A 21,909-nucleotide genomic window follows, 5' to 3' on the forward strand; every position below is an offset into this window, starting at 1 on the left:
AGGAGTGAGACTATGCAAAAAATTCAACTAGTTAGGAATCGCTTAAAGCCAGCCGTTCCCGCGCTATGTGCCGCATTGCTGCTGCTGGGCGCGACTGCGGCACGTGCGGACGGCTTGCCCGATATGGGCGGTTCTGGTTCGGCATGGAGGGTAGATACCTTTTACGAAAACGACACCCACGTTCGGCAGGGAGTCGGCCTGTCGAAATTCCGCAATACTCTCCAGGTCGAGGCCGACAAGGACTTGGGCGGCAATGGCACGTTCTCCAGTCTCAAGATCCGCACCAAACTGCGCGGCACTTATGACGGTGTCTATTCTATAAACGACAGGCGTTACGGCAAGAAGGCTGGCGGACCGATCATGCTGGAAAACGGAGATCCAGGTCTGCAAGCGCTTGCGCCGTTTCTGCCCCCAGCCTTGGGCACACCCAGTTCTGTCCCCCAAGGCGGCGGGATCATCAACCACAGTTCCGTTGCCGGTCTTGCTGCGCCACTTGGTGCGCCCTTTTTGGCGGGGAATACATTTGCTGACGGTTATCCCACCGCTCAGGGTGCTCTGAATGGTAATGATGGCATGATAGTCCTTGGCAGCCGCCTGGGCGGGATCCACAATGGGGTCTCCTTTGGCGTGCCGGTGCGTCCTTGCGATGTCGATTCGCGCGGCTGCATCAAGGATTACATGGACGCCAAGCGGCATGATCTGGAGTCACCGGAGTTCAACGACCGACTCGACTTTATCCGGGAAGCCTATATCGTCGCCAAGATGCCTTTGGATAACGGCGCAATGTGGAATTTCCAGGTGGGCAAGCAGCAGGTTATCTGGGGGCGCACCGACTTGTTCAGGGTTCTCGACGTAATCAACCCGATGGATTATTCGCGCAATAACATTTATGACGAGATGCAGGACATACGCATTCCGATGTGGATTGCTACTGCCGAATATCGCATGGGGACGAGCGAGCTTTTTGAAGACAACAATCTTCAGTTTGTCTGGAATTTCGACAAGTTTCGGCCAAGTAACCTGGGTCAGGGCGGTACGCCGAACCAGATCCTCGATGCGGGTGACTTCTTCCGCGGGATGAAAAACCTCTGGGATAATGGCGGCACGGTGGCCAATTTTGCGCTGGCCGGCCCAGGCAATCCTGGCTATGCCACCAATTTCGGACCCGGTCAGATCGGTATCCGCCAAGCTAATTTGCCTGAATGGTCGCTTGCCAACACGCAGTTTGGCGTGAAGTGGGAAGGGGCCATAAAGGGGGTCAGTTTCTCGCTGAATGCCTTGACCTACCGCTCGCAGTTGCCTTCCCTGCGAAATTTATATTCGAAGGGGGTTCAGACGATGAATCCTTTCACTGGTGCGCTACAGCCATCTCCCTACATCATCGCGTTTGATATCGACTTCCCGCGCGTTAAACTGATAGGGGCTTCGGCCGATATTCAGGCGGATTCAATTGGCTCGACGTTCCGGGTGGAAACCGCGCTTACCAGTGGCGAAGAGTTCCCCAATACCGCCCGTTCCTCGTTGTATTCGGATTCGCATGTCTGGCGTTACGTGATCGGCTGGGATCGTCCAACTTTCATCCCGTTCCTGAGTACCACGCGCGCCTTCTTCTTGTCAGCGCAATTGTTTGGTCAGAATATACTCAATCACGAACTGCATAACTCTCCGTGGGGCAAGACCGGCATGCCGGACTGGAAGATGAACAACATCGCCACTTTCCTGATCAAGGGCTGGTTCAAGAATGACCAGGTTAGTCCGCAACTGCTCATGGCGCATGACTTCAGGGCGTCGGCGTCGGTGGCTTCCCCCTCGGTGGAATGGCTGGTAACCGACAATCTGAAGTTCAACTTCGGTGCCAATTACAAGTTCGGCGATGGTTCCAGGCAGTTCGATGATTCCCGGTCTACCAACCCATGGGCGCCGTTCACTGGATTGCAAGGCCCTGCGGCGCGTCCCAATCCATTTGACAATTCTTCCCTCGGCCTGGCTGGCGTTGAGCCTCTCGGACGTTTCCGCTCAGGCCCTATCGGCATGGCTATGAAGGAGAACGAGTTGTTCGTCAGCATGCGCTACAAATTTTAATTTAGAGTGGAGATATAACGATGAAACATAAACTGATTGGGCTTTCAGTACTCGCAGCAATTCTCTCGCCACTGGCACAGGCGGTCACGGATGCAGAAATAGATGCCTCCTTTTCCCCCTATGATAAAGGTGTGCCATCCTTTGCGGATTTGAAGCCAGGTATGACAATCAACAAAGGCAACGTAGATAAGTACAAAGATGTTCTCGACGCGGCGACCCTGAATTTTGTCAAGAATGGTTGGCACGATATCGAGGTAGGAGCAACGAATTCGATCGCCTACGACAAGAACTATATCGCGGCGACCAAGAAATATGCCAATCAGGTCAAACTGGGGGCAAAGCTTGGAACTATCGAAGGAGTTCAGGCCGGCCGGCCATTCCCAGCGGAGCCGAGCCTGCAGGACCCGAGAGCGGGAGAAAAACTGGCTTTCAACTACAAATACGGCATGATCATGGGGGACAGCGGGCGTATCTATCCGTTTTACTGGTATTACCGGGACTTCAACAACGGCAAGCTGGAGCGATCCATCAGTTTCGATTTTCACTTCATCAACTTCAAGCACCGGGTTACGCAACCGCCCGTGCCTGACATTACCCCTAATCCGGAAAAGTGGTATCGCGGGGTTTATGCAAAGGTACTCGCCCCCCTTGATGTGAAAGACACTCAACTGTTGATCCACCGCTTCGACGACGATACCAAGGCCGATGATGCATATCTGTACCTGGGTTTCCAGCGGCGCGTACGGCGTCTGTCGATGTCGCAAACGACAGACTCGTTCCTGGGTTCTGACCTGATGATCGAGGACTTCGAAGGATTGTGGAGCCGCGTTTCGGACTTCAAGTGGACCTACAAGGGCACAGCCAACATGTTGCTGCCGGTTTATCGCCACACCGAGCTGAAGAAGACCGAACTCGTGGAACCTGACGGCTACAAACATGTGACGTTTGGTGGCAAGGCTCAATGCTTCTTTAATACCCCTTGGTCGTTGAGAAAGACCTACATTCTTGAAGCCGTTCCCACCGATCCCGCCAGTCCTATCGGTAAGCGCATCCTCTATATGGATGCGCAAACTGCCATATTCCCGATGATTCTGATCTATGACAAGAAAGGGGAACTCTGGAAGCGGTGGGCGGTCGGGTTCAGTGATTCCGCCTACCACGCACCCGCCAACAAAAATGCCGGTGTAGCGCTCTACTCCACGGCAGCCATGACTGACGTGCAATCGAATCATTGCACGAACATGAGGTTGCACGTGATCATAGACGAGAAGCTCAATCCACCAGCATTGTTTAACGTTCAAAACATGCGCGGTGACTGAGCGTTTGGTGTGACCAAAGCACTTCTCCCCCGGCTTGGCAAAAAAGCCGGGGGAGTTTTCATTTGTAAATTAGATGCATATTTAGATAGAGGGGGCGATTGCCAACATCATGACCAAAATGTCGCAGGAAGTGAAAAGGGCGATCGCTGAAATCAAGCCAGGTTTGATCGCCACCGCCAGTCGAACCGGCAAACCCAATGTCTCTGCCAAGGGCTCTTTGCGCGTACTTGATGACGAACATTTGCTCTTTGTCGATGTTAGATCCCCAGGGACCCTCAACAATCTGCAAGAGAACCCGCAGGTAGCTATTCTCTGCCTGGATCCGGCCACGCGCAGCGGTTGTCGTGTTTCGGGAATATCCGAGATACTCGAAGCTGGTCCGCTGTTTGATCAACTTAGCCAAGAATATGCCGCCAGGAATATGGCTGTCAAACACGTGGTTAAAGTTGCTGTAGAGGATTCCTACACATTCAAGGTCTGATGCAGCTGAAGTGATGCGATCTGCGGCACCCATGAGCCGGCTCATGTCAAGTGGGTTAATGAATCCGGGTGGCACCAACCGCAGGCTGATCTTGATCCTGTAGTTCGCATTTCTTAACCGGTTCGTCATGCAGAGTCTTTTAGCTGTGCAGTGCCCCGGCTTTTCTCGAACTGACTTTACCCCTGAAGACGCTTTGGAGGCGGTAGCGGCAATATGTGCAAAGTAGCCGCTGGCACTTACCCCAGCATCCCGCATTGCATGGTGGTCACTTGTGTTTGTGCTGGATGATCCTGCGCCCCACGGGGATTTCCTTCGCTCATGCTTGATAGCACTTCTTTCGTAAACACGCGAGGAAGCCACCCCGATGGTCGCCAAGCCCAGCAGGGAGCGGCCTGATTGGTACGACCGTTTTCTGATGGGCGGCCTCTGAAGATTAGTCGCTGAGCAGTTAACGGCCATAGATCTGCGTACTGCAATTGTTTTAAAACGGCCGAACATGTCAACAAAGTCTCAGTAGAGTGCGACAAGCATCAGACTTTGAACCGGTTGGCAGCAGAGCGTAGTGACTCAGCATAATTCTTTATTTGATTGGCAAACTTGGTAGTATCGTTGGCAACACGACAGTTTTCCTCGCTCAATTGAGCTACCAGTTCCACCCGGTGTGCGATCTCTTGGGTGGAGGCGCTCTGCTCGTTCAGTGCCGATGAAATATCGTCGATGGCAAGCGTCACATGCTCGGTATTTTCCTGAATCGTGGACATATGATTCGCAGCCTGTATCGACAGATCCTTGCCTTCTTTAACCTTGTGTACGATGGACTCTATGCTGTCCACCGCTTCCCTTGACGAGGATTGCATCTCGGCAATCATGCTGCCGATCTCTTCCGTTGAACGTGCAGTACGTTCGGCAAGCTTGCGCACCTCGTCAGCCACTACGGCAAAACCGCGCCCTTGCTCACCTGCGCGAGCTGCTTCTATCGCGGCGTTCAGGGCCAGCAAGTTAGTTTGCTCGGCAACTTCTCTGATGACATGCATGATCGTAGATATTTTGTTTGACTGGTCGCCGACATTGTTGATGGTTTCCCCGGCAAGACCAACTGTCCTGTTGATCGTGTCCATTTCGCCAGCCGTCTGCGTAATGATTTTTGTGCCCTGGCTGGCTCTATTACTTGCATCTTTTGATCGACTGAGCACCTCGCGTGCACCATCGGAAATTTGACTGATGTTGGCTGTCATTTCCTCAATGGCGGCAGCCATGTCAGAGGCTGCTTCGCTTTGGCGTTCCGAGGCTTCGGAGCCGCGTTTTGCCGCATCGGCGGCGCTGTCGGAGGCATTGTTGATGCTGCCGGCACTTTCGAGGACGGCACGCAGGGAGCTTTGCACGCTGTCAAGAAGACTATCGAAAGCATTTGCCGTTTGCGTGATTTCGTCCTTGCCCTTGAATCCCATGCGCGTGGTGAAGTCATAGGTCTGCGCGACCCTGGCCATAGCACTCTGCATAGCACGCAGGGATCCGACGACGTTTCTGACGATCAGCGCGGTCATGGCGCCAAGGCCAATCACGGCGACTGCAAGCATCACCCCGATCAGGGTCTCGGCGCCGGTCTCGATTCTCGCCGCCGACGTCTTCACTTCATCCGAGTTCTGCTTTGTAATCGCCTGCAGTTTGTCTAAATCGCGAAGAAGTTGTGGAACAGAAGCAGTAACTCCATCGCTTGCCAATCCGTATGTAACCATTATCGAGCGCACGTCCTCCGGACTGGAAACGTTGGCCAATTGTTTTATTTGCTCAAGAAGTGACAGGTATTGAGTGTCAAACTCCTTTAGGGCGGTGCTTACCACTTTCCATTGCGCCTGCTCCCGGGGAGTTTTAGGCAATTTCATGTACAAGTCGACCGCAGCCTTGGCCTGCTTGTCGGTAATGTCGACTCGCTCCAGTACTGATTTCGCAAGTGAGATATCTTCCTTGAGGGCTGTATTATTTACGTTTGAATCCTTGGAAGCCTCAAAAACCTCGGTATTGATGTTGGCGATCTCGTACGTCGCCTGAAGCGACTGAAGCTTGTTTGAGCGCAACTCGGACATCGAGGCAACGGCTGGCATGCTTCGATTTTGAATTTCATCAAGGGCCCCTATCAATTGCCTCACACCAAACAGACCGGAAGTTCCAACAATAGCAAGGCTGACCAGAGACAATGCCGCAAGCAAGATTAATTTCAATTTGATCGTAAGGTTTTCCATAATGTCTGCTCAATTTATGCCATCGGTGGCGTTAACAGCGCTATCAAGTCATTTACGAATCTGGAAAGAAAAACTTTAGGGAACAAGAGAGATGCCCTGAAATGAAAAATTTGTTGTTGTGACCGATTGATACCTATGCGACCTTGATTGCGCCAGGACGTTCAGCAGTCTTCAAAAACGCTCCGGTCGGAGTATCGGATGCAACTGCAGGAACGAGATAATGAGCAGCATCAATTAATTCCGGCAGCAACACTATCGTGCACGGATATGGGCTTGCCCATTGAGCCGTTCCCCTTGTGGAACCAAATCGTCAGCATGATTACCGACTGCGTTCCTCGGACTTAACCACCTAAGTGCGGCATTGATTTTTTAAGCACAGCTAAAGCATCTGCGCGATCTGCCGATAATATGCGGACGGTAAGCCTGAAAACCGCGGAGGAGCCTGAGCCATGGGAATGCTTGTCCCAAAAGGTTTCTAAGATATTGTCAATTTAGATGCGGCCATTCAAGAGAAGAGGAGTATTCCATGTCCGATTTGCTAAAAAAAATAGATGCTCGTACCCGTCTTGCGGGTACCAACAAGCTGGAGATGCTCCTGTTTTCACTTGGGCTTGACCAGCGTACGGGGCGTTGCGAGACGTTCGGCATCAACGTTTTCAAAGTGCGTGAAGTGATGCACACTCCAACGGTAACTACTGCGCCAGAAATGCCCGAGTCGGTAAAGGGAATGGTCAGCTTGCGCGGTGCACTAGTGCCGGTCATCGACCTTGCCGAATACATCGGACTCCAGCCGGAAAAACCGCGCGATGTAATGATCGTGACCGAATACAACGGCCACACCCAGGGCTTTCTGGTTGACTCTGTGGATATGATCCTTCGTGCGGACTGGGGCGATATGAAACTACCGCCCGATATGCTCACCAGTCATTTGGGCGGCTTGGTAACGGCAGTCACGGAGATGGATGACAAACGTCTGGTAATGATGCTCGATGTCGAACGTCTGTTGTCGGAAACCACAAAAAGCGATGAAGCCAATGCTCATATATTCAGTTCTTTGAAGCCATTGGGGCAGAACGGAATCACCGTGCTTTTTGCGGACGATTCCTCGGTGGCGCGTGGCCAGATAGTGAAAACCCTGGACGCACTGGGCGTCAGGCACGTATCGGCCATAAATGGACGCAAGGCGTGGGATGAGTTGGAAAAGTTTGCCCAAACGGCACAACAACGAGGCAAGAAAGTGTGTGAGTTGCTGCAGTTGGTGCTGACCGATATCGAAATGCCGGAAGTCGATGGGTACATGCTGACCAAGAGCATCAAGGCCGATCCGCGTTTTGCCGGTATCCCGGTCGTAATGCATTCCTCCCTGTCCAACATGTCGAATCAACAAGTTGGCAAATCCATGGGAATAGACGCCTATGTATCCAAATTTGAACCGCAACGCCTGGCCGATGTATTGACGCGAGTACTGAATGCTGGACTCTCATCTGTCAATAGCAACATAAATGAGGGTATTGCAAACATGGTCGATCACGATGACAACAAGTGGTTGATCGATAGTCCGGAAGCAGGAACCTGCCCTGTAGGCTCCAACATGAAGGAAATCCTGCTATTCGAGTTGGGAACCAACGAGACTTTTGGCATTAATGTATTCAAGGTGCGCGAAGTATCACAAGCGCCTAAAATCACCAAGACGCCGAATATGGCTGCTGCGGTCGAAGGCCTCATCAGCCTCCGCGGCAGCATCCTTCCCGTGCTTTCCCTGGGCAAGATAATGAAACTGCATGCGCCCGGCAAAGAGCGTGATAATACTCTGGTGGTGGCCGAATTCAGCAAATGCACGCTGGGTTTTCTTGTAGGCAGCGTTGATCGCATCATCCGCATTGGCTGGGACAAAGTGCATGCACCCAAGTCAAGCAGCAGTAGCGGTACAGTTGACTACATCACCGCAATTACCGAACTGCCCGACGGCAGGCTGGTGTCGATTCTGGATGTGGAACAGATATTGGCAGATACGCTGGGAGACCCCATGATCGGACACATTGAGGCGCTCCCCGAAGGTGCCGTGAACAATGTCTTTTTCGTTGACGATTCTGCCGTAGCGCGCAAAAAAATTGTGGAAGTGCTGGAGCGTATGGGAATACGTCACCGCCATGCCACGAACGGCTTGGAGGCATGGACGCGCCTGTCGAGCCTGGCCTCCGTCTCCAACCATTCCGGTCGCAATTTGAGCGAAGAGATCAATCTGATTCTGGTCGATGCCGAAATGCCTGAAATGGATGGCTATGTGCTCACCAGGAATATCAAGGGCGACCCGCGGTTCCAGGGTATTCCGGTCGTGATGCATTCCTCGCTGTCTTCAGATGCAAACCGCGCCATGGCATGCAGCGTCGGGATCGATGCCTATGTGCCAAAGTTCGATGCCGACCATTTGTCAGGAACCTTGCGCCCCTTCCTGAATCAATAGCGGTCAGGACGTTGCTCTATATGCAGATTTATTATTGGAGTGTTTCGTGAACGCTGATCCCAGCAAAATCAAATTTCTGATCGTCGACGATTTCCCAACCATGCGGCGAATTATCCGCAACTTGCTTAAAGAGCTTGGTTATACCAATGTTGACGAGGCAGAGGACGGGGTCTCCGCGCTAAAGCAACTGAGGGTGAACAACTTCGACTTTGTCGTGTCCGACTGGAACATGCCCAACATGGATGGCCTTGAGTTACTGCGGACTATCCGCGCCGAGACTACGCTGCAGATGCTTCCCTTTTTGATGATTACTGCCGAGGCGAAGAAGGAGAACATCATTGCCGCGGCTGAGGCGGGTGCTTCCGGTTACATCGTCAAGCCCTTCACAGCGGCTGTTCTCAACGAAAAATTAAACAAGATATTCCAAAAACTTGGCACTTGAGCAGCCCTTACCCACAGGAAAAAATCATGGCAGATTTAGTCAACACCAGCAAGGCAGGCGACTCGGCGGAATTAGAAGCATTATTCGAAACCGTGTTGGCAAGGTCGCAGACGTCTGTCGCCATCAAACCGGCAGATTTTCAGCCCGACGCCTCCAGCGACTCTGTTGGGGGGAAAACCAATGCCACAGCACGGAGCGTCGTTCCGCAAGGGGAACTCACGGCAAGCCCGGACAAAGACAGGGTGTTCAACAAACTAGGTCTTCTGGCGCGCCAGTTGCACGACACCTTGCGCGAGCTCGGTTATAACAATATTCTTGAAAAAACCGCATCGAAAATTCCCGATGCGCGTCAGCGTCTAGCTTACATTGCGCAAATGACGGAGCAGGCCGCCAGCCGCGTACTCAATGCCACGGATGCCGCCAAACCCTTGCAGGATGAAATGCTCGCCAGCAGCGAGGTGCTTTCCGCACGCTGGAACAAAGCTTTCGCCAACGAACTTGCTGTTGAAGAATTCAAGCGGCTTGCTGAGGCAACGCGCGATTATTTCCGCGCATCGCCGGATAAGCATCGCGCTACAAATGGCCACCTGATGGAAATCATGATGGCGCAGGACTTTCAGGATTTGACCGGGCAAGTGATCAAGCGCGTGGTGGAACTGGCGCAGGAAATGGAAGACTCACTGGTGAGTTTGCTGATAGAGGCCATTCCAGCCGGACACCAGTGGGAAAAGAACGAAAATCTGCTGAACGGCCCGGCTCTTAACGCCGAAGGACGTAGCGACGTAATGTCGTCGCAGAGCCAGGTGGATGATTTACTGGAAAGCCTGGGCTTTTAGACGGTTTAATAATTCCAATTTATTGGGGAAGAGTGCCATGAGCGATTTTGATGGAATGGAAGAACTGTTACAGGACTTTCTAATCGAGGCCGGGGACCTGTTGTCCAGCGTGGAAAACGGCCTGGTTGACCTGGAACAAGCCCCCGACAACAAGAAGCTTCTCGACGATATCTTTCGGGGGTTCCACACAATAAAAGGTGGAGCCGGATTCCTGGCGGCAACGGAACTGGTGACGCTATGCCACCATACTGAAAGCCTGTTCGACTTGCTGCGTACCGGCAAGTTGCGGGTGACCTCAGGCACGATGGATGTCATCCTTGATGCGGCCACGGCAGTACGTAGCATGTTTGCGGAGATGGAGCAGAACATCCTGCCCAAGCCCGCCGATGCAAGTCTGCTGGTGCGGCTAGAAGCGGTAATCGAAGGTGAACCAATATCGACTGCATCAGCGCTCACTGCCGCAATGGTTGCACCACTTTCCACAGCCGGTGAAAAACCTGTCGCTGTAGAGCCGAACTGGACGCAACTCTATGGAGCAATTACCGGTGCCGGGGTAGTGAAGGCGCCACCCGTACCACAACTCAGAGTCGAAGCTGAAGAGAAAATCATTCAGCAAGCCATCGGTCGCCGCAAGACCGACAGACCCGGCAACTCGGCGCCTGCCGGGCGACGCGACAATGAAAAAAACCGTGATAACACGATCCGCGTCGATACCGTGCGGCTGGATCAAGTGCTGAATCTTTCGGGCGAAATCGGACTCACCAAAAACCGGCTGACTTCGCTGCGTTCCGACATCCTATCCGACAAGCGCGACAAGGCAACCTTGCAAGCGCTTGATCAGGCGGTAGATCAACTCGATTTGCTGGTTTCCAATTTGCAAAATGCGGTAATGAAAACCCGCATGCAACCTGTAGGCCGACTGTTCCAGAAATATCCGCGTATCGCCCGCGACTTGGCTCGTGCACTGGGAAAGGAAGTAGAACTGCGGCTGATTGGCGAAGAAACCGAAATCGACAAAACGATGATCGAGGATATTTCAGACCCGATCATCCACTTGATCCGCAACGCGATCGATCACGGTGTCGAAAGCACCGAGCAGCGTATTGCCGCGGGAAAATCCGAAATGTCTTTGGTCTGCCTTGAGGCTTACCAGGATGGAGACCATATCGTCATCAAAGTGAGCGATGATGGCAGCGGCATGCAACCTGAATTGCTGCGCGCCAAGGCGGTACAGAAAGGCCTGATTTCGCAAGAAGCAGCCGACACCATGGACGAGAAGCAAAGTTTCAACCTGATCTTCCTGCCCGGTTTTTCCACCAAGGATGTCGCATCGGATGTATCCGGCCGAGGGGTCGGCATGGATGTTGTACGCACGAATATCCGTAAGCTCAACGGCAGCATCGATATCGTCTCGGTGTCTGGCAAGGGTTCTACGTTCGCGATCTCGCTGCCGCTGACATTGGCGATCCTGCCCGTGCTGGTGGTACTGCTCGGCGAGCAGCCATTTGCCGTGCCGCTGTCGATGGTGCGCGAGATCCTGCTTATCGACATCAACCATGTGCAGGAGATCGGCGGTCGCGCCACCATGGTCGTGCGCGGCGATGCAATGCCGATCTATCCGCTTTCCAATCTGATGGGATGGGAATCGCAGCAGATCCCGGAGTATGGAATTCTCATGCACAGCACAGGGCAGACATTCATACTCGCGGTGGATCGCTTCCTTGGTCGAGAAGATGCCGTCATCAAATCGCTTGAAGGTTTTCGCCCGGAAGGTATTGCGGGTGTCAGCACCATGGCTACCGGCGAGATTGTACTAATCGCCGACATGAAAGAGTTGATGGCCAAACGTGCCGCGACATGCGCCGTTCCGCGTAGCACCTTTTTTAGCGCGCTGCCCACAGCTGCTTGAGCCGATTCCATTATTTGCCAAGCCTCTGTTGAAGCCTATCGCTTTTGAAGCGTCTGCGCTGAGTCTCGGGGGCTCGCCTTCAACTATTATCGCCAGTCCGAGACTCTTTTCCAAGGCGCCATGGAATGTTGCAGTCGGTCGCGCAGTAGCCGGTGTTTGCGTAATTGGTCAGCGGATAACAGAACGCCAAATTCTTTCCTTTGGCCGTCTTGTGCGAGGTGATATACACTGCCCCAGTCAGGCTTTTTGCTCCGGTAAAACCAAGGGAATCACCGGCAAAAAACTCCAGAAGGACTCAATCGAGAGTGATTCACCTTTCATCCCGCGGCCGAAATTCAAGAACTTGCGCGCATTGTTCCGAAAGCGGCGGCACGACCGCCCCTGAGCCAGGTTTTGATCTCTGTGATGTGAGAGATTCTGTTTCTGGGGCAATGAAATCCTGCAAGCGATCATTCAAATTCAAAAACGACCCCCACATCAACTCATAAAGTTTTACCGTCATACCTAAAGCGGAGTGTGACAACTGGCGTTCACAATCAATTCGAAATTGCATTCCGCGCAGGCGAGATTTCATGCTCTCTGGTGATCTGTCTATCAATTCTTTTATTAACTTGCTTCGCAACAACTCATAGCCTTTCGGATCAGTGCGTGCGAGTGTTGAAAGAAAATCGTGGCTTGGAAGTTCTATCGAATGATGTTTACTCATATCCGCTCCCGTCATCTGCACCAAGACACCAGAAGGAGAAAGACCGATGAATATATATCGTCCAGAATATCCCTTCTGCTTTAGGAGGGCAAGTCTGTATGAACACCAGGTTCTGTGGAGAATCGACCCGGTTCAGAAAGTACGGCTGAATCCTGAGCTAGATATCGCCCATTTCACCACGTTGATTAAACAGCCATGGTCTGAAATGGCCGTCTTCAATAAATTGTCGATTTACTCAAGGCGCCCTTATAGCTTGAACTGGTCGACCGAATGCTTCAGTTTACCTGCGAGTTCCTCGAGGTGATCCGCAGCGGTGAAGACTTCCCTGACAGTGGTGCTGGTCTCTTCCGTCATCTGCGCGATTCCCTCGATGTTTTGGGCAATCAGGTTGCTGGTAGAGCTTTGTTCTCTCAGCGACGACGAGATTTCGCTCACGGCAACCAGTACCTTTTCAACGCCCTCCTGAATTTTTTCCATCGAACTTCCGGTATGTCCCACCATCCTGACGCCTTGATTGACACGCTCGTTACCTATTGACATACCTTTTACCGCGTCGCTCGTCCCGTCCTGGATTGTCTGGATCATTGATGCGATTTCCTGGGTGGAGCGCGCCGTACGTTCGGCCAGTTTTCTTACTTCATCAGCGACGACGGCAAACCCTCGTCCCTGTTCGCCGGCACGAGCGGCTTCGATAGCGGCGTTCAAGGCCAGCAGATTTGTCTGATCCGCGATCTCATTGATGACATTGACAATACTGGATATCTTGTGGGATTGCTCGCCGAGTGAAGTAACCTCAGCGGAGGAATTCGTGACTGCCTCCGATATCTTGTCCATTTCGACAATCACGCCCTGAACGACATTGGATCCCTCTTTCGCCAATGAGCCTGTTTCCGCGGCGTGTTTTTGGGCATCGCTCGAATTCTCCGAGATCTGACTGATGCATGCAGTCATCTCCTCAATTGAAGCCGCTGCCGAGGCGGACGCATCGTTCTGGCGCTCGGAGGCTTTCAGTACTTGGCGCGAGGAACTGGTTAGTTGTTGGGCAGATTGGACCAGTTGGTCCGCGCTTAGGACAATTCCTTCGATAATATTTCTGAGATTGACCTGCATCTGCTTCATGGCGCACAGCATGCTGCTGCTGTCGCCGCTGCGGGTGATTATTGACTTCGACAGATCGCCCTTGGCGATTTGGCGAACGATATTGATCACATAAGCCGGCTCGCCGCCAAGCTGACTGAGCAAGCGACGGACGATGAGGCCGATGAAGAAGAACAATATGATCTGCAGCATGCCCTGTCCGATCCAGCCCCAGATAGCAATATTTCTTGCGGTGGCCCAATCGTCCTTGACATCGATGGTGACGCTGGCGGCACCGAGAACCGTGCCTTCATTGACTCCATGGCATTCAACACAATTGATGGTGCGAAAATTTTTCGTTGCAATGAACGGTATCATTACCCTGAGCCACACTTCATCGCCGTTGCGGATCAGTTTGGCTTCCCTCTTGCCGCTGGTGAGGATGCGGTGGTCCATTTCATCCACAGGAGCAGCCTGAGGAAGATCTGGAGGGTACGCGGTTTCAAGTTGCTTGCTGCGGATGACCCGTATTTCCTTGACCTTGTCCGAGGCGGCCATCTTCTCGATGAAGGTAGCGCGGGCCTTCCGGTCACTGATAATGGCACCCTGACCCGTTTGAGTGATCATCAAGACGTTCAAACCGTTGATGGCGCCATCAGCCACGGCAATTGCTCGCTCTTCGGCAGTGCTCATGACTTGATTCTCAAACTGATTGGTTATCCCTAGCTGAGTGAGGACCAGAATGATTATCAGGAATCCCTGAATCAAAAGCTGCAACTTCAATTGCAGCCCGATTTTCTCCCAGCGTTTAGAGACGGATATGCCGAACATTTATATTCACCTTATCGGAGTGGAAGAGATACCAGTGTGAGAGAGAGCAGAGTCCCATTTCCCATCACGGCGGCTACCAATACTCAAGATTATTAACGGTATTACCTGATTATTCTTTAGTAGCAAGGTGCCAGATGAAAGGGTAGGCATCGGTCAGATAGTGCGTTTCAAGCTCGGTGCTGGTTTCCGAGACCACGGAGACCACCATCCGCGAAGCCTCAGCCGACTCGGCAGCACCGGAAAAGGATGTACAAAGTCTTCAGGTACGGCTCGGTAGCCAGTGGGCCAGAATTGCCGATGGTAACGGAGGCAGGTTCGGCTGCTGATGTGGAACGATGCGCTGTCAACCGGACTGTCGGAAATCAATGAACAACATCGCCAGCTCATCGCCATCGGCAATCGTCTCAACTAGGCTATCCGCACCGGCCAAGGCAGACAGCTGGTGGGCAACGTGCTCGATGAACTGATTGACCACACCGCGGGTCATTTTCAGTTTGAAGACGCCTGATGGACAAACATGGCTATGTTGACGCGGATGCACACCAAAGCCGGCACCGGCAGTTAGTGCAAGTTGTTCTTGCCCATCAGGCCCGCTTTGAAGGTGGCGAAGCACTTTCCACCGAGGTAATGACCTTCATCCGCGACTGGTTGATTAATCACATCATGAAAACCGATAAAGTGCTAGGCCGCGCTCTGTATATGTAGATTCCCAATGCTGTGGCCTGCTTCGTGAGAGGTCGCCAACAGTTCATGCTTGTCCCACACAGCGTGTAGCACGACTCTGCCGGTCTTGTTGCGTGCGATCGTGAAATTCCCCTCGGACAAGGTAGTGCGCTCCTTCGCTTCGCCAAATCGCGCCTGCAGATCGGACTCCGAATCGAGTTTCTGTGCGGACGCGTAACGCGTATCCTGCGATGCGTCATCGATTGTCAAGGTGATGACGCCATCTTGCAACTGCAATGAGAGTTCAATCCGGTCGGGGTTCTCATTGCGGACGATGTCAGTTAAGGCCGACTCAATGATGCGGTAAATGACGATTTTCAGCGGCACAGGCAGGTCATTTTCCTGCACTGAAATCCTTTCTGTAATCCTGATTGCCGGATACAGGGAATCAAATTTGCGGCAGAACCAGTCGATCGTCGGCAGCAAACCGAGTTCGTCGAGGATCAAGGGACGAAGTCCGCTTGCAATGGTCTGGACATCGTTAATCGCACTTTGCAGCAGCGGAACCGTGGATGCCAGGGAATCGTCATAAGCGCGGCGATTGTGTCCCTTGCTTGTCACGACTTGTTTTAGCTTGCGCTCAATGAGCATCTTGATCAATGCAAGTGTTTGGGCGAGACCTTCATGCAGACCAAACGCGATTTTTTTCTTTTCTTGCTCATCGCCGCTCAGCATCTTGGCGGAGAGCAGTTCCAGGGCTGCAGTCCTTTCCCGGCTTGCTACTTCGGCCTGTTTGCGGGCGGTGATGTCCCTGACGATGTAGATCGCGTGCCATATTCCGTTAATGGTTACGCTGGAAATGGAGTATTCCGTGACAATTATTTCCCCGTCCTTGCGCAGCCCCGCGAGCTCAGTGGGTGTACCACTAATTGATTTCCGGGATTCGTTGTCGAGAAGATTGAAGATGCTGTCGAAATCAATGCGATAGTATTCCGGGACGATTAGTTCACACAGCTTTTTTCCTTGCGCTTCCTCGGTGTCGTAGCCGAAAATTCTTTGCGCCGCCTGATTCCAGACAGTAATCGTCCCGGCCTTGTCAATGATGATGATGGCATCATTGGCGGCGGCGCTTATCATGCGCAGGCTTTCGGTGGCCAGCCTGTGTCGAGTAAATACGTCCCGCATCAAGTACATTGCGGCGATGATCAGCAGCGAGAATCCCAACCCCATCCAGTCTTTGGCTATTGCGTGGATAGCTGGATCTACGACGCCTTGTGCGACGATATCGTCCAGTATGCTACGGAATCCTTGCAGCAGAAGTGCCCCGCTGAGAAGAATCCAGCCCAGAACCCAGCCTGAAAGCCGAATATGGGAAAAAGCGAGTCCGATTCCCAACAGCAGCAGAATCAGCGACAGTAGCTGCATAAACGTCAGAGACTGAGTGAGCATCAGATTTTCCTTTGCGGCAGCGGAACTACATTTCCGGTACTTTGCCGCATTTTGGCACTATTTTATGTATGATCATTCTATTTCTGCGCCGGTTGCTCATAGTGTAAATGAGTCAAACACGGCCGTTTGTTTGTAGGAAAAGTTCCTGCAAGCGCGCAGACGACTTCCTACGCAACATTGGGAAGACCGTTGAATTGCGTCCGCGGCAACGCGGTGAAATCATCTACCCCAGCGTAACAGTTCAAGTTTACGCCACATCGAAGAAAAACTTTAGGGGATAGCAATGAATTCAACAGAATTGACAGGTGAAATCCGGGAAGCCAACCTTACCTATCTCATGCTCGCGCAACAGATGTTGCGCGAGGATCGCAACAGCGCAATGTACCGGCTCGGGATCGGCGCGGACGTCGCCGAGATCATAGAGGTGCTGACTCCGGCGCAGATTGCAAAAATGGCGTCCTCCAGTGTTTTGCTGTGCTGTTTCCGTTGCGATGATCGTGCTGTCTTCGAGTTGATGGCTGGTCATGGCAGAATTCCCGCGACAAACAATTCCCATGCCGCCATTGTGATGACCGGCAAACCCGCAGCGCGGATGAGCTGTGCTGGTTCTGTCCGTTAATTGAAACAAGACGAACATGGTGGCAAAGAGCGTAGTAACCGAAGGTCGGCAGATCCGGTTGGCGACAGAGTTAATCGGCTTGGGGGCGCGCCTGCAGGTGCTGGAAGCCGAGACGACGCTGAGCCGCGAGCGACTGATCAAACTTTACAAGGAATTGAAAGGAGTATCGCCGCCCAAGGGCATGCTGCCTTTTTCCACGGATTGGTTTGTCACCTGGCAGCCGAATATTCATGCCTCACTGTTTATCGACATTTATCAATATCTGATCATCAACACGGGTGTTAGAGGTATCGAGGCCTTGATCAAGGCATTCCGGCTTTATCTCGAACATGTCGAAAGCCAGGGCCACGAGCCGATGCTCAGCCTGACCAGAACCTGGATGTTGTTGCGCTACTTTGAATCCAAATTGCTCCAGACCACACCATGCACCAGATGCAAGGGCAACTTCGTGGTTCATGCCTTGGAGCTGTATGACCATTACGTCTGCGGTTTGTGCAATCCGCCATCACGCGCGGGAAGAAGCCGCAGCCTGGAACTGGCGGAACATGCCAGGACGGCAGTAGACAGCGCAATCGGCGACAATGCGTTGAAGGTCTCAAGTATCGGAGGATAAATCCGTAATTCAGTATAGGCCCTGCGGTCGGGCTTCCGCCCGTACTGGAACCATGCTGATAATTATTGGATACCTTGTTGTTGCCGCGTCGGTCCTCGGGGGCTTTGTACTCTCCGGTGGGCATGTGGCAGTTCTGCTGCAGCCTCTTGAACTCCTGATCATCGTGGGTTCTGCGGTCGGAGCCTTCGCCGTCGGAAACACACCCAAGGCTATCAAGGCCACTCTCAAGGCGCTCCCCACGTTGTTCAAGAGTTCCCGCTATAACAAGGCCATGTACATGGAACTCATGTCCCTGTTATACGAAGTCCTGGCCAAGGTACGCAAGGAAGGTTTGATGTCCATTGAGAACGACGTGGACTTTCCCGACCAAAGTCCAATCTTCGCCAAGTACCCGAAGATACTCGGCGATCACCACGCCATCGAGTTCCTCACCGATTATCTGCGGCTGATGGTGGGCGGCAATCTCAATGCCTTCGAGATCGAAAACCTGATGGACAACGAGATCGAGACCCATCATGACGAGGGCCTCGTGCCGGTACAGATCATTTCAAAGCTGGGCGACGCGCTACCAGCCTTCGGCATTGTTGCCGCGGTGATGGGCGTAGTCCACACTATGGAGTCGGTCGGGCTGCCGCCGGCTGAATTGGGCATACTCATTGCGCATGCACTGGTCGGCACCTTCCTCGGCATTCTTCTCGCATATGGTTTCGTTGGGCCACTCGCCGGCGTGCTTGAACAAAAGCTGCAGGAATCAAGCAAGCTGGTTCAGTGCATCAAGGTCACCGTCCTTGCCAGCCTCAACGGCTATGCCCCGGCGCTGGCGGTCGAGTTCGGCCGCAAGGTGCTGTTTTCAACCGAGCGCCCTTCGTTCAACGAGCTGGAAGATCATGTCAAGAAAAGCAAAAATCGTTAACCCCGGAGAAGTCAGACATGGCTGAGATCGCGCAACGCCCGATAGTGATTCGCCGCAGCCGGCGCAAGGAGTATGGCCATCATGTCGGTGCATGGAAAATTGCCTATGCCGATTTTGTGACGGCAATGATGGCGTTTTTTCTGCTGATGTGGCTGCTTGGTTCCACCACCAAGGGGCAGTTGGAAGGCATCGCCGAGTATTTCAAGAATCCGCTGCAGGTCGGGCTGGCCGGTGGTTCGGGAAGCGGTGACAGCTCAAGTATCATTCATGGTGGCGGCAAGGATCTGACACGACGCGAAGGTCAGATCAATCAGGGCGAAGTGGACTCCAAAAAGAGAACCGTCAATCTCAAGGCGGCCGAGGCCGAATTGCAACAAATCGAAACGGCTCGCCTGAAAGCACTGAAGGCACACATGGAAGCCGCCATTGATGCCAGCGCCATGCTGCGCCAGTTCAAGAATCAGTTGCTGCTGGACATTACCAGGGAAGGCCTGCGCATCCAGATCATCGATGAGAAGAGCCGTCCCATGTTTGCCATGGGGAGTTCGGACCTGCAGCCTTACACTCGCGAGATACTGCATGAGATCGGCAAGATGCTGAACGATGTCCCGAACAAGATCGCGCTGTCGGGACATACCGACGCTACTCCTTATCCGGGTGGCGCGAAAGGCTATAGCAACTGGGAACTGTCCTCCGACCGCGCCAATGCCTGCCGGCGCGAGTTAATTAAAGGCGGCATGGACGACGGCAAGATTGTGCGCGTGGTCGGATTGTCATCAGCAGTATTGCTCAACAAAACTGATCCGTTGAATCCCATGAATCGCCGCATCAGCATTGTCGTCATGAACAAGCAGACCGAGGACTCGCTCAACAAGCAGGCTGGTGAATTCAATGTGAGTAGCGCCGATGACATCAGCGACGGCTAACACTGACAGCCAGGATGGCGGATCGAGCGGCAAGGGACGGAATCCGCTGCCGAAACCTGCCATCAGGGCGCTCATGGTGCAATTACTGGCAGGCGCCATCATTGTTGGCCTGGCGCGCGCCTGGACCATTCTGTTTTTGACGGCGTTGCCGATGATCGCCTGGGCGATGATTCAGGCAGCGCTGGCAACCCTGCTGGCTCACTATTTTTCCATGGCGCGTTGGTGGCTGGCAATCCACATGGTGTTCCTGCCGGCATTGGTGCTGACGTTTTCCATGAGCATGCCTTCATGGCCGTTCCTGGCCGGATTTATCCTCTTGTTTCTGGTACATGGGGCGACTTACCGAACCCAGGTGCCGACCCATCTTTCCAGAAGAGCGGTGGCGAAAGTGGTGGCAGACTTGTTACCGTCGCGCTCAGAACTCCGTTGCATCGATCTCGGCTGCGGTTTTGGTGGCGTTCTTAGCACTTTGGCGATGCGGCGTAGCGACTGCGAGTACCACGGAATCGAGGGCGCGATCCTGCCATTCGCAGTGAGTTGGATACGGGGTCGGCTGGCCGGCTACGAGGTGAGTTGGGGCGATTTGTGGGGAGTGGATCTTGGCATTTATGACGTCGTGTATGCCTACCTCTCACCAGCGTGCATGCCCGCCCTGTGGACCAAGGTCAGGCGCGAGATGCGCCCCGGCAGCCTGTTGATCAGCAACAGCTTCCCGATTCCAGGCGTTGCGCCGACGCAGACGGTCAGCCCTCGACCCGGAGCAAATGTCTACTTGTGGTGCTTGAATCAATGTTGATTATTTGCTCACCACTTACACTGGAAGGCTGGATTGCCAGGCTTCGCGAAGCGCGGATTCCCGTGCTCCGCCGCTCGGTGGAAGCCTTGCTCGAACTCATGCGGCGCGAAGACGAGGTGGTGGCGCGAGATATTTCCAACGTCATTTTACGCGATCCGATGTTGACGCTGTCGGTATTGCGCACTTTGCAGACGCTGCGCCCGAATCGCCAGATCGCTGACATCACCACCATTGAACACGGCGTCATGATGATGGGGGTGTCGCCTTTTTTTCGACAATTCCAAAATCTTTCCATAGTCGAGGATCTGTTTGTCGAAAATCCCGTGGTGTTGCGCGGATTTATGGAGGTAACGACGAGGGCACAACATGCGGCGTTGCACGCCAGAAACTGGGCGGCGCTACGTTCCGACATTGAATCTGATGAAATCGCGATTGCCGCTTTGCTGCATGACATGGCGGAATTGCTGATCTGGTTTTTTGCACCCCAATTGGCAATTGAAATCGCGGACAGAATGAAGTCCGTTTCCCCGTTACGCAACGCAGCAGTGCAGCAGGCGGTACTGGGCGTGAGATTGTCCGAATTGCAATTGGCGCTGTGCCGGGAATGGCTGTTACCTAACTTGTTGAGGTCACTGATGGACGAGCAACAGGTGCATCGGCAGCGCGTCCGCAATGCATTGCTGGCAGTTGCGTTCGCACGCCATTCCGCGCATGGCTGGTGGGATGAGGCGCTTCCCGACGATCTCGCCGAAATCGAAAACTTGTTGGGCTTGCCAGGCCAGGAAGTAAAAAGAAACATTTATTGGGTCGAACTGGCTGCAATCACGAACCAGCAATACCACGCCGAGAGCGCCGTTGCCACGTGGCTGCCGCCGGCTCCCTTGTTTTTTCACCATTACTCCAATCGCCTGTCAGGGGCCCAGTACGGCTTTGACTCCGAATTGTTGGAGCAGACGTTGCATTATTTGTCCTGCCCCGTGGCCGCAGGACATGCGGCGACATACAACCATGCGCACATCACGGCGCGAAATATCGGCGCAATCGACACAGTGGCCAGTGCCATGAACGGAATTCACGCCGCGCTGGGTTTTGATCGGGTGCTGTTTTTCGATGTGGACGAGAGTGGCAGCTTGCTTGTTCCAAGATATATCGTGGGTGGGCGGAGTGCCGGAAATTCTCGGGGATTGCATTTTTCGGCGCTGGATAGCCCACAATTGAGCGGGCTGTTGCGGCAAATGCGTGATGCGACAGAACTTGCTCAGTTACGCGAGATCCTGGCGCAACTGCTGTCGGTGGAAGCCTGTGGCCGAAACCCTGCCGAACAATGTATGGCGCTGCCTTTGCTCGACGACCTGGGGCAGTGCGGGAGCCTGATTTACGCAGACTGCCTATCACCCCATGCCTGCGGCGAAGAAGAGATATTCACGCAGTTCAGGAATGTTGTAATGGCCGCGGAGAAACGAATGGGCGCCGACCAGGCTGGCCGGGCAAAATTCAAATGAACCGATTTGTCAAATCGTTTTCCATAAGACTAAATTTCTTC

At 53.3% G+C, this 21,909-nt stretch carries 19 protein-coding genes and 2 pseudogenes; 16 read left to right on the forward strand and 5 right to left on the reverse strand.

Features of this window, described 5'->3' with window-relative positions; genetic code table 11:
• The first annotated feature begins 12 nt into the window (after nt 1–12).
• The 3 genes from K5E80_RS00130 to K5E80_RS00140 all read left to right on the forward strand — a co-directional run bounded on the left by K5E80_RS00130 (nt 13) and on the right by K5E80_RS00140 (nt 3,882).
• On the forward strand, nt 13–2,082 hold the full coding sequence (locus K5E80_RS00130; RefSeq protein ID WP_220634245.1) for a DUF1302 family protein: 2,070 nt from the start codon (nt 13–15) through the stop codon (nt 2,080–2,082).
• Nucleotides 2,083–2,102: 20 nt separating this feature from the next.
• Nucleotides 2,103–3,401, forward strand: coding sequence for a DUF1329 domain-containing protein (locus K5E80_RS00135; RefSeq protein ID WP_220634246.1), 1,299 nt, complete (start codon nt 2,103–2,105; stop codon nt 3,399–3,401).
• 109 nt (nt 3,402–3,510) lie between these two features.
• Nucleotides 3,511–3,882: a pyridoxamine 5'-phosphate oxidase family protein gene (locus K5E80_RS00140; RefSeq protein ID WP_220634247.1), complete on the forward strand. Its 372-nt coding sequence runs from the start codon at nt 3,511–3,513 to the stop codon at nt 3,880–3,882.
• 530 nt (nt 3,883–4,412) lie between these two features.
• On the opposite strand, the gene K5E80_RS00145 is transcribed toward K5E80_RS00140, so the two are convergent.
• Complete coding sequence (locus K5E80_RS00145; RefSeq protein WP_220634248.1) at nt 4,413–6,122, reverse strand: methyl-accepting chemotaxis protein; 1,710 nt, start codon at nt 6,120–6,122, stop codon at nt 4,413–4,415.
• A 526-nt stretch (nt 6,123–6,648) separates the two neighbouring features.
• Between K5E80_RS00145 and K5E80_RS00150 the strand changes: the two are divergent.
• From K5E80_RS00150 to K5E80_RS00170, 6 genes and pseudogenes are all read left to right on the forward strand, one after another.
• Nucleotides 6,649–7,599 (forward strand): annotated as a pseudogene (locus tag K5E80_RS00150) (chemotaxis protein); the annotation flags it as partial.
• A gap of 132 nt (nt 7,600–7,731) precedes the next feature.
• Nucleotides 7,732–8,121, forward strand: a pseudogene (locus tag K5E80_RS17005) (chemotaxis protein CheW); the annotation flags it as partial.
• 27 nt (nt 8,122–8,148) lie between these two features.
• Nucleotides 8,149–8,586 carry a response regulator gene (locus K5E80_RS17010; RefSeq protein WP_343213256.1) on the forward strand — a complete coding sequence of 146 codons (438 nt, stop codon included), beginning with the start codon at nt 8,149–8,151 and terminating at the stop codon, nt 8,584–8,586.
• Nucleotides 8,587–8,653: 67 nt separating this feature from the next.
• Nucleotides 8,654–9,028, forward strand: a complete 375-nt coding sequence (gene cheY / locus K5E80_RS00160; protein WP_220637174.1) for a chemotaxis response regulator CheY — start codon at nt 8,654–8,656, stop codon at nt 9,026–9,028.
• 26 nt (nt 9,029–9,054) lie between these two features.
• On the forward strand, nt 9,055–9,864 hold the full coding sequence (gene cheZ, locus K5E80_RS00165) for a protein phosphatase CheZ (RefSeq protein ID WP_220634249.1): 810 nt from the start codon (nt 9,055–9,057) through the stop codon (nt 9,862–9,864).
• A 55-nt stretch (nt 9,865–9,919) separates the two neighbouring features.
• Nucleotides 9,920–11,773 (forward strand): chemotaxis protein CheA, encoded by a 1,854-nt coding sequence (locus K5E80_RS00170; RefSeq protein ID WP_220637175.1) that lies wholly within the window; start codon nt 9,920–9,922, stop codon nt 11,771–11,773.
• Nucleotides 11,774–12,083: 310 nt separating this feature from the next.
• Here the strand turns inward: K5E80_RS00170 and K5E80_RS00175 are convergent, their stop codons facing one another.
• The 3 genes from K5E80_RS00175 to K5E80_RS00185 all read right to left on the reverse strand — a co-directional run bounded on the left by K5E80_RS00175 (nt 12,084) and on the right by K5E80_RS00185 (nt 14,874).
• Nucleotides 12,084–12,479 (reverse strand): DUF3135 domain-containing protein, encoded by a 396-nt coding sequence (locus tag K5E80_RS00175; protein WP_220634250.1) that lies wholly within the window; start codon nt 12,477–12,479, stop codon nt 12,084–12,086.
• Nucleotides 12,480–12,725: 246 nt separating this feature from the next.
• Nucleotides 12,726–14,387 (reverse strand): methyl-accepting chemotaxis protein, encoded by a 1,662-nt coding sequence (locus K5E80_RS00180; RefSeq protein WP_220634251.1) that lies wholly within the window; start codon nt 14,385–14,387, stop codon nt 12,726–12,728.
• Nucleotides 14,388–14,730: 343 nt separating this feature from the next.
• Complete coding sequence (locus K5E80_RS00185) at nt 14,731–14,874, reverse strand: hypothetical protein (RefSeq protein WP_220634252.1); 144 nt, start codon at nt 14,872–14,874, stop codon at nt 14,731–14,733.
• A gap of 20 nt (nt 14,875–14,894) precedes the next feature.
• On the opposite strand from K5E80_RS00185, the gene K5E80_RS00190 reads away from it, so the two are divergent.
• Entirely contained in the window at nt 14,895–15,092 is a 198-nt protein-coding gene (locus K5E80_RS00190; protein WP_220634253.1) for a hemerythrin family protein, read from the forward strand.
• On the opposite strand, the gene K5E80_RS00195 is transcribed toward K5E80_RS00190, so the two are convergent.
• Entirely contained in the window at nt 15,069–16,499 is a 1,431-nt protein-coding gene (locus tag K5E80_RS00195) for a PAS domain-containing sensor histidine kinase (protein WP_220634254.1), read from the reverse strand. The two genes, K5E80_RS00190 and K5E80_RS00195, sit on opposite strands and share 24 nt — an antisense overlap.
• A gap of 283 nt (nt 16,500–16,782) precedes the next feature.
• Between K5E80_RS00195 and flhD the strand changes: the two genes are divergently transcribed.
• Genes flhD through K5E80_RS00225 form a run of 6 tightly spaced genes read left to right on the forward strand, consistent with a single transcriptional unit; the run spans nt 16,783 to nt 21,868 of the window.
• Complete coding sequence (flhD, locus tag K5E80_RS00200) at nt 16,783–17,118, forward strand: flagellar transcriptional regulator FlhD (protein WP_220634255.1); 336 nt, start codon at nt 16,783–16,785, stop codon at nt 17,116–17,118.
• Between the two features lie 16 nt (nt 17,119–17,134).
• A complete protein-coding gene (flhC, locus tag K5E80_RS00205) occupies nt 17,135–17,731 on the forward strand; it encodes a flagellar transcriptional regulator FlhC (protein ID WP_220634256.1) in 597 nt (198 codons plus the stop codon).
• A gap of 52 nt (nt 17,732–17,783) precedes the next feature.
• Nucleotides 17,784–18,644, forward strand: a complete 861-nt coding sequence (motA, locus tag K5E80_RS00210) for a flagellar motor stator protein MotA (protein WP_220634257.1) — start codon at nt 17,784–17,786, stop codon at nt 18,642–18,644.
• A gap of 17 nt (nt 18,645–18,661) precedes the next feature.
• Entirely contained in the window at nt 18,662–19,570 is a 909-nt protein-coding gene (gene motB, locus K5E80_RS00215; protein WP_220634258.1) for a flagellar motor protein MotB, read from the forward strand.
• A complete protein-coding gene (locus K5E80_RS00220; protein WP_220634259.1) occupies nt 19,551–20,366 on the forward strand; it encodes a class I SAM-dependent methyltransferase in 816 nt (271 codons plus the stop codon). Before motB ends, K5E80_RS00220 begins: the two co-directional genes overlap by 20 nt.
• A complete protein-coding gene (locus K5E80_RS00225) occupies nt 20,360–21,868 on the forward strand; it encodes an HDOD domain-containing protein (protein WP_281420329.1) in 1,509 nt (502 codons plus the stop codon). Before K5E80_RS00220 ends, K5E80_RS00225 begins: the two co-directional genes overlap by 7 nt.
• Nucleotides 21,869–21,909: the final 41 nt, after the last annotated feature.

The sequence above is a fragment of the Georgfuchsia toluolica genome (assembly GCF_907163265.1).
In the GTDB taxonomy this organism is placed as follows: domain Bacteria; phylum Pseudomonadota; class Gammaproteobacteria; order Burkholderiales; family Rhodocyclaceae; genus Georgfuchsia; species Georgfuchsia toluolica.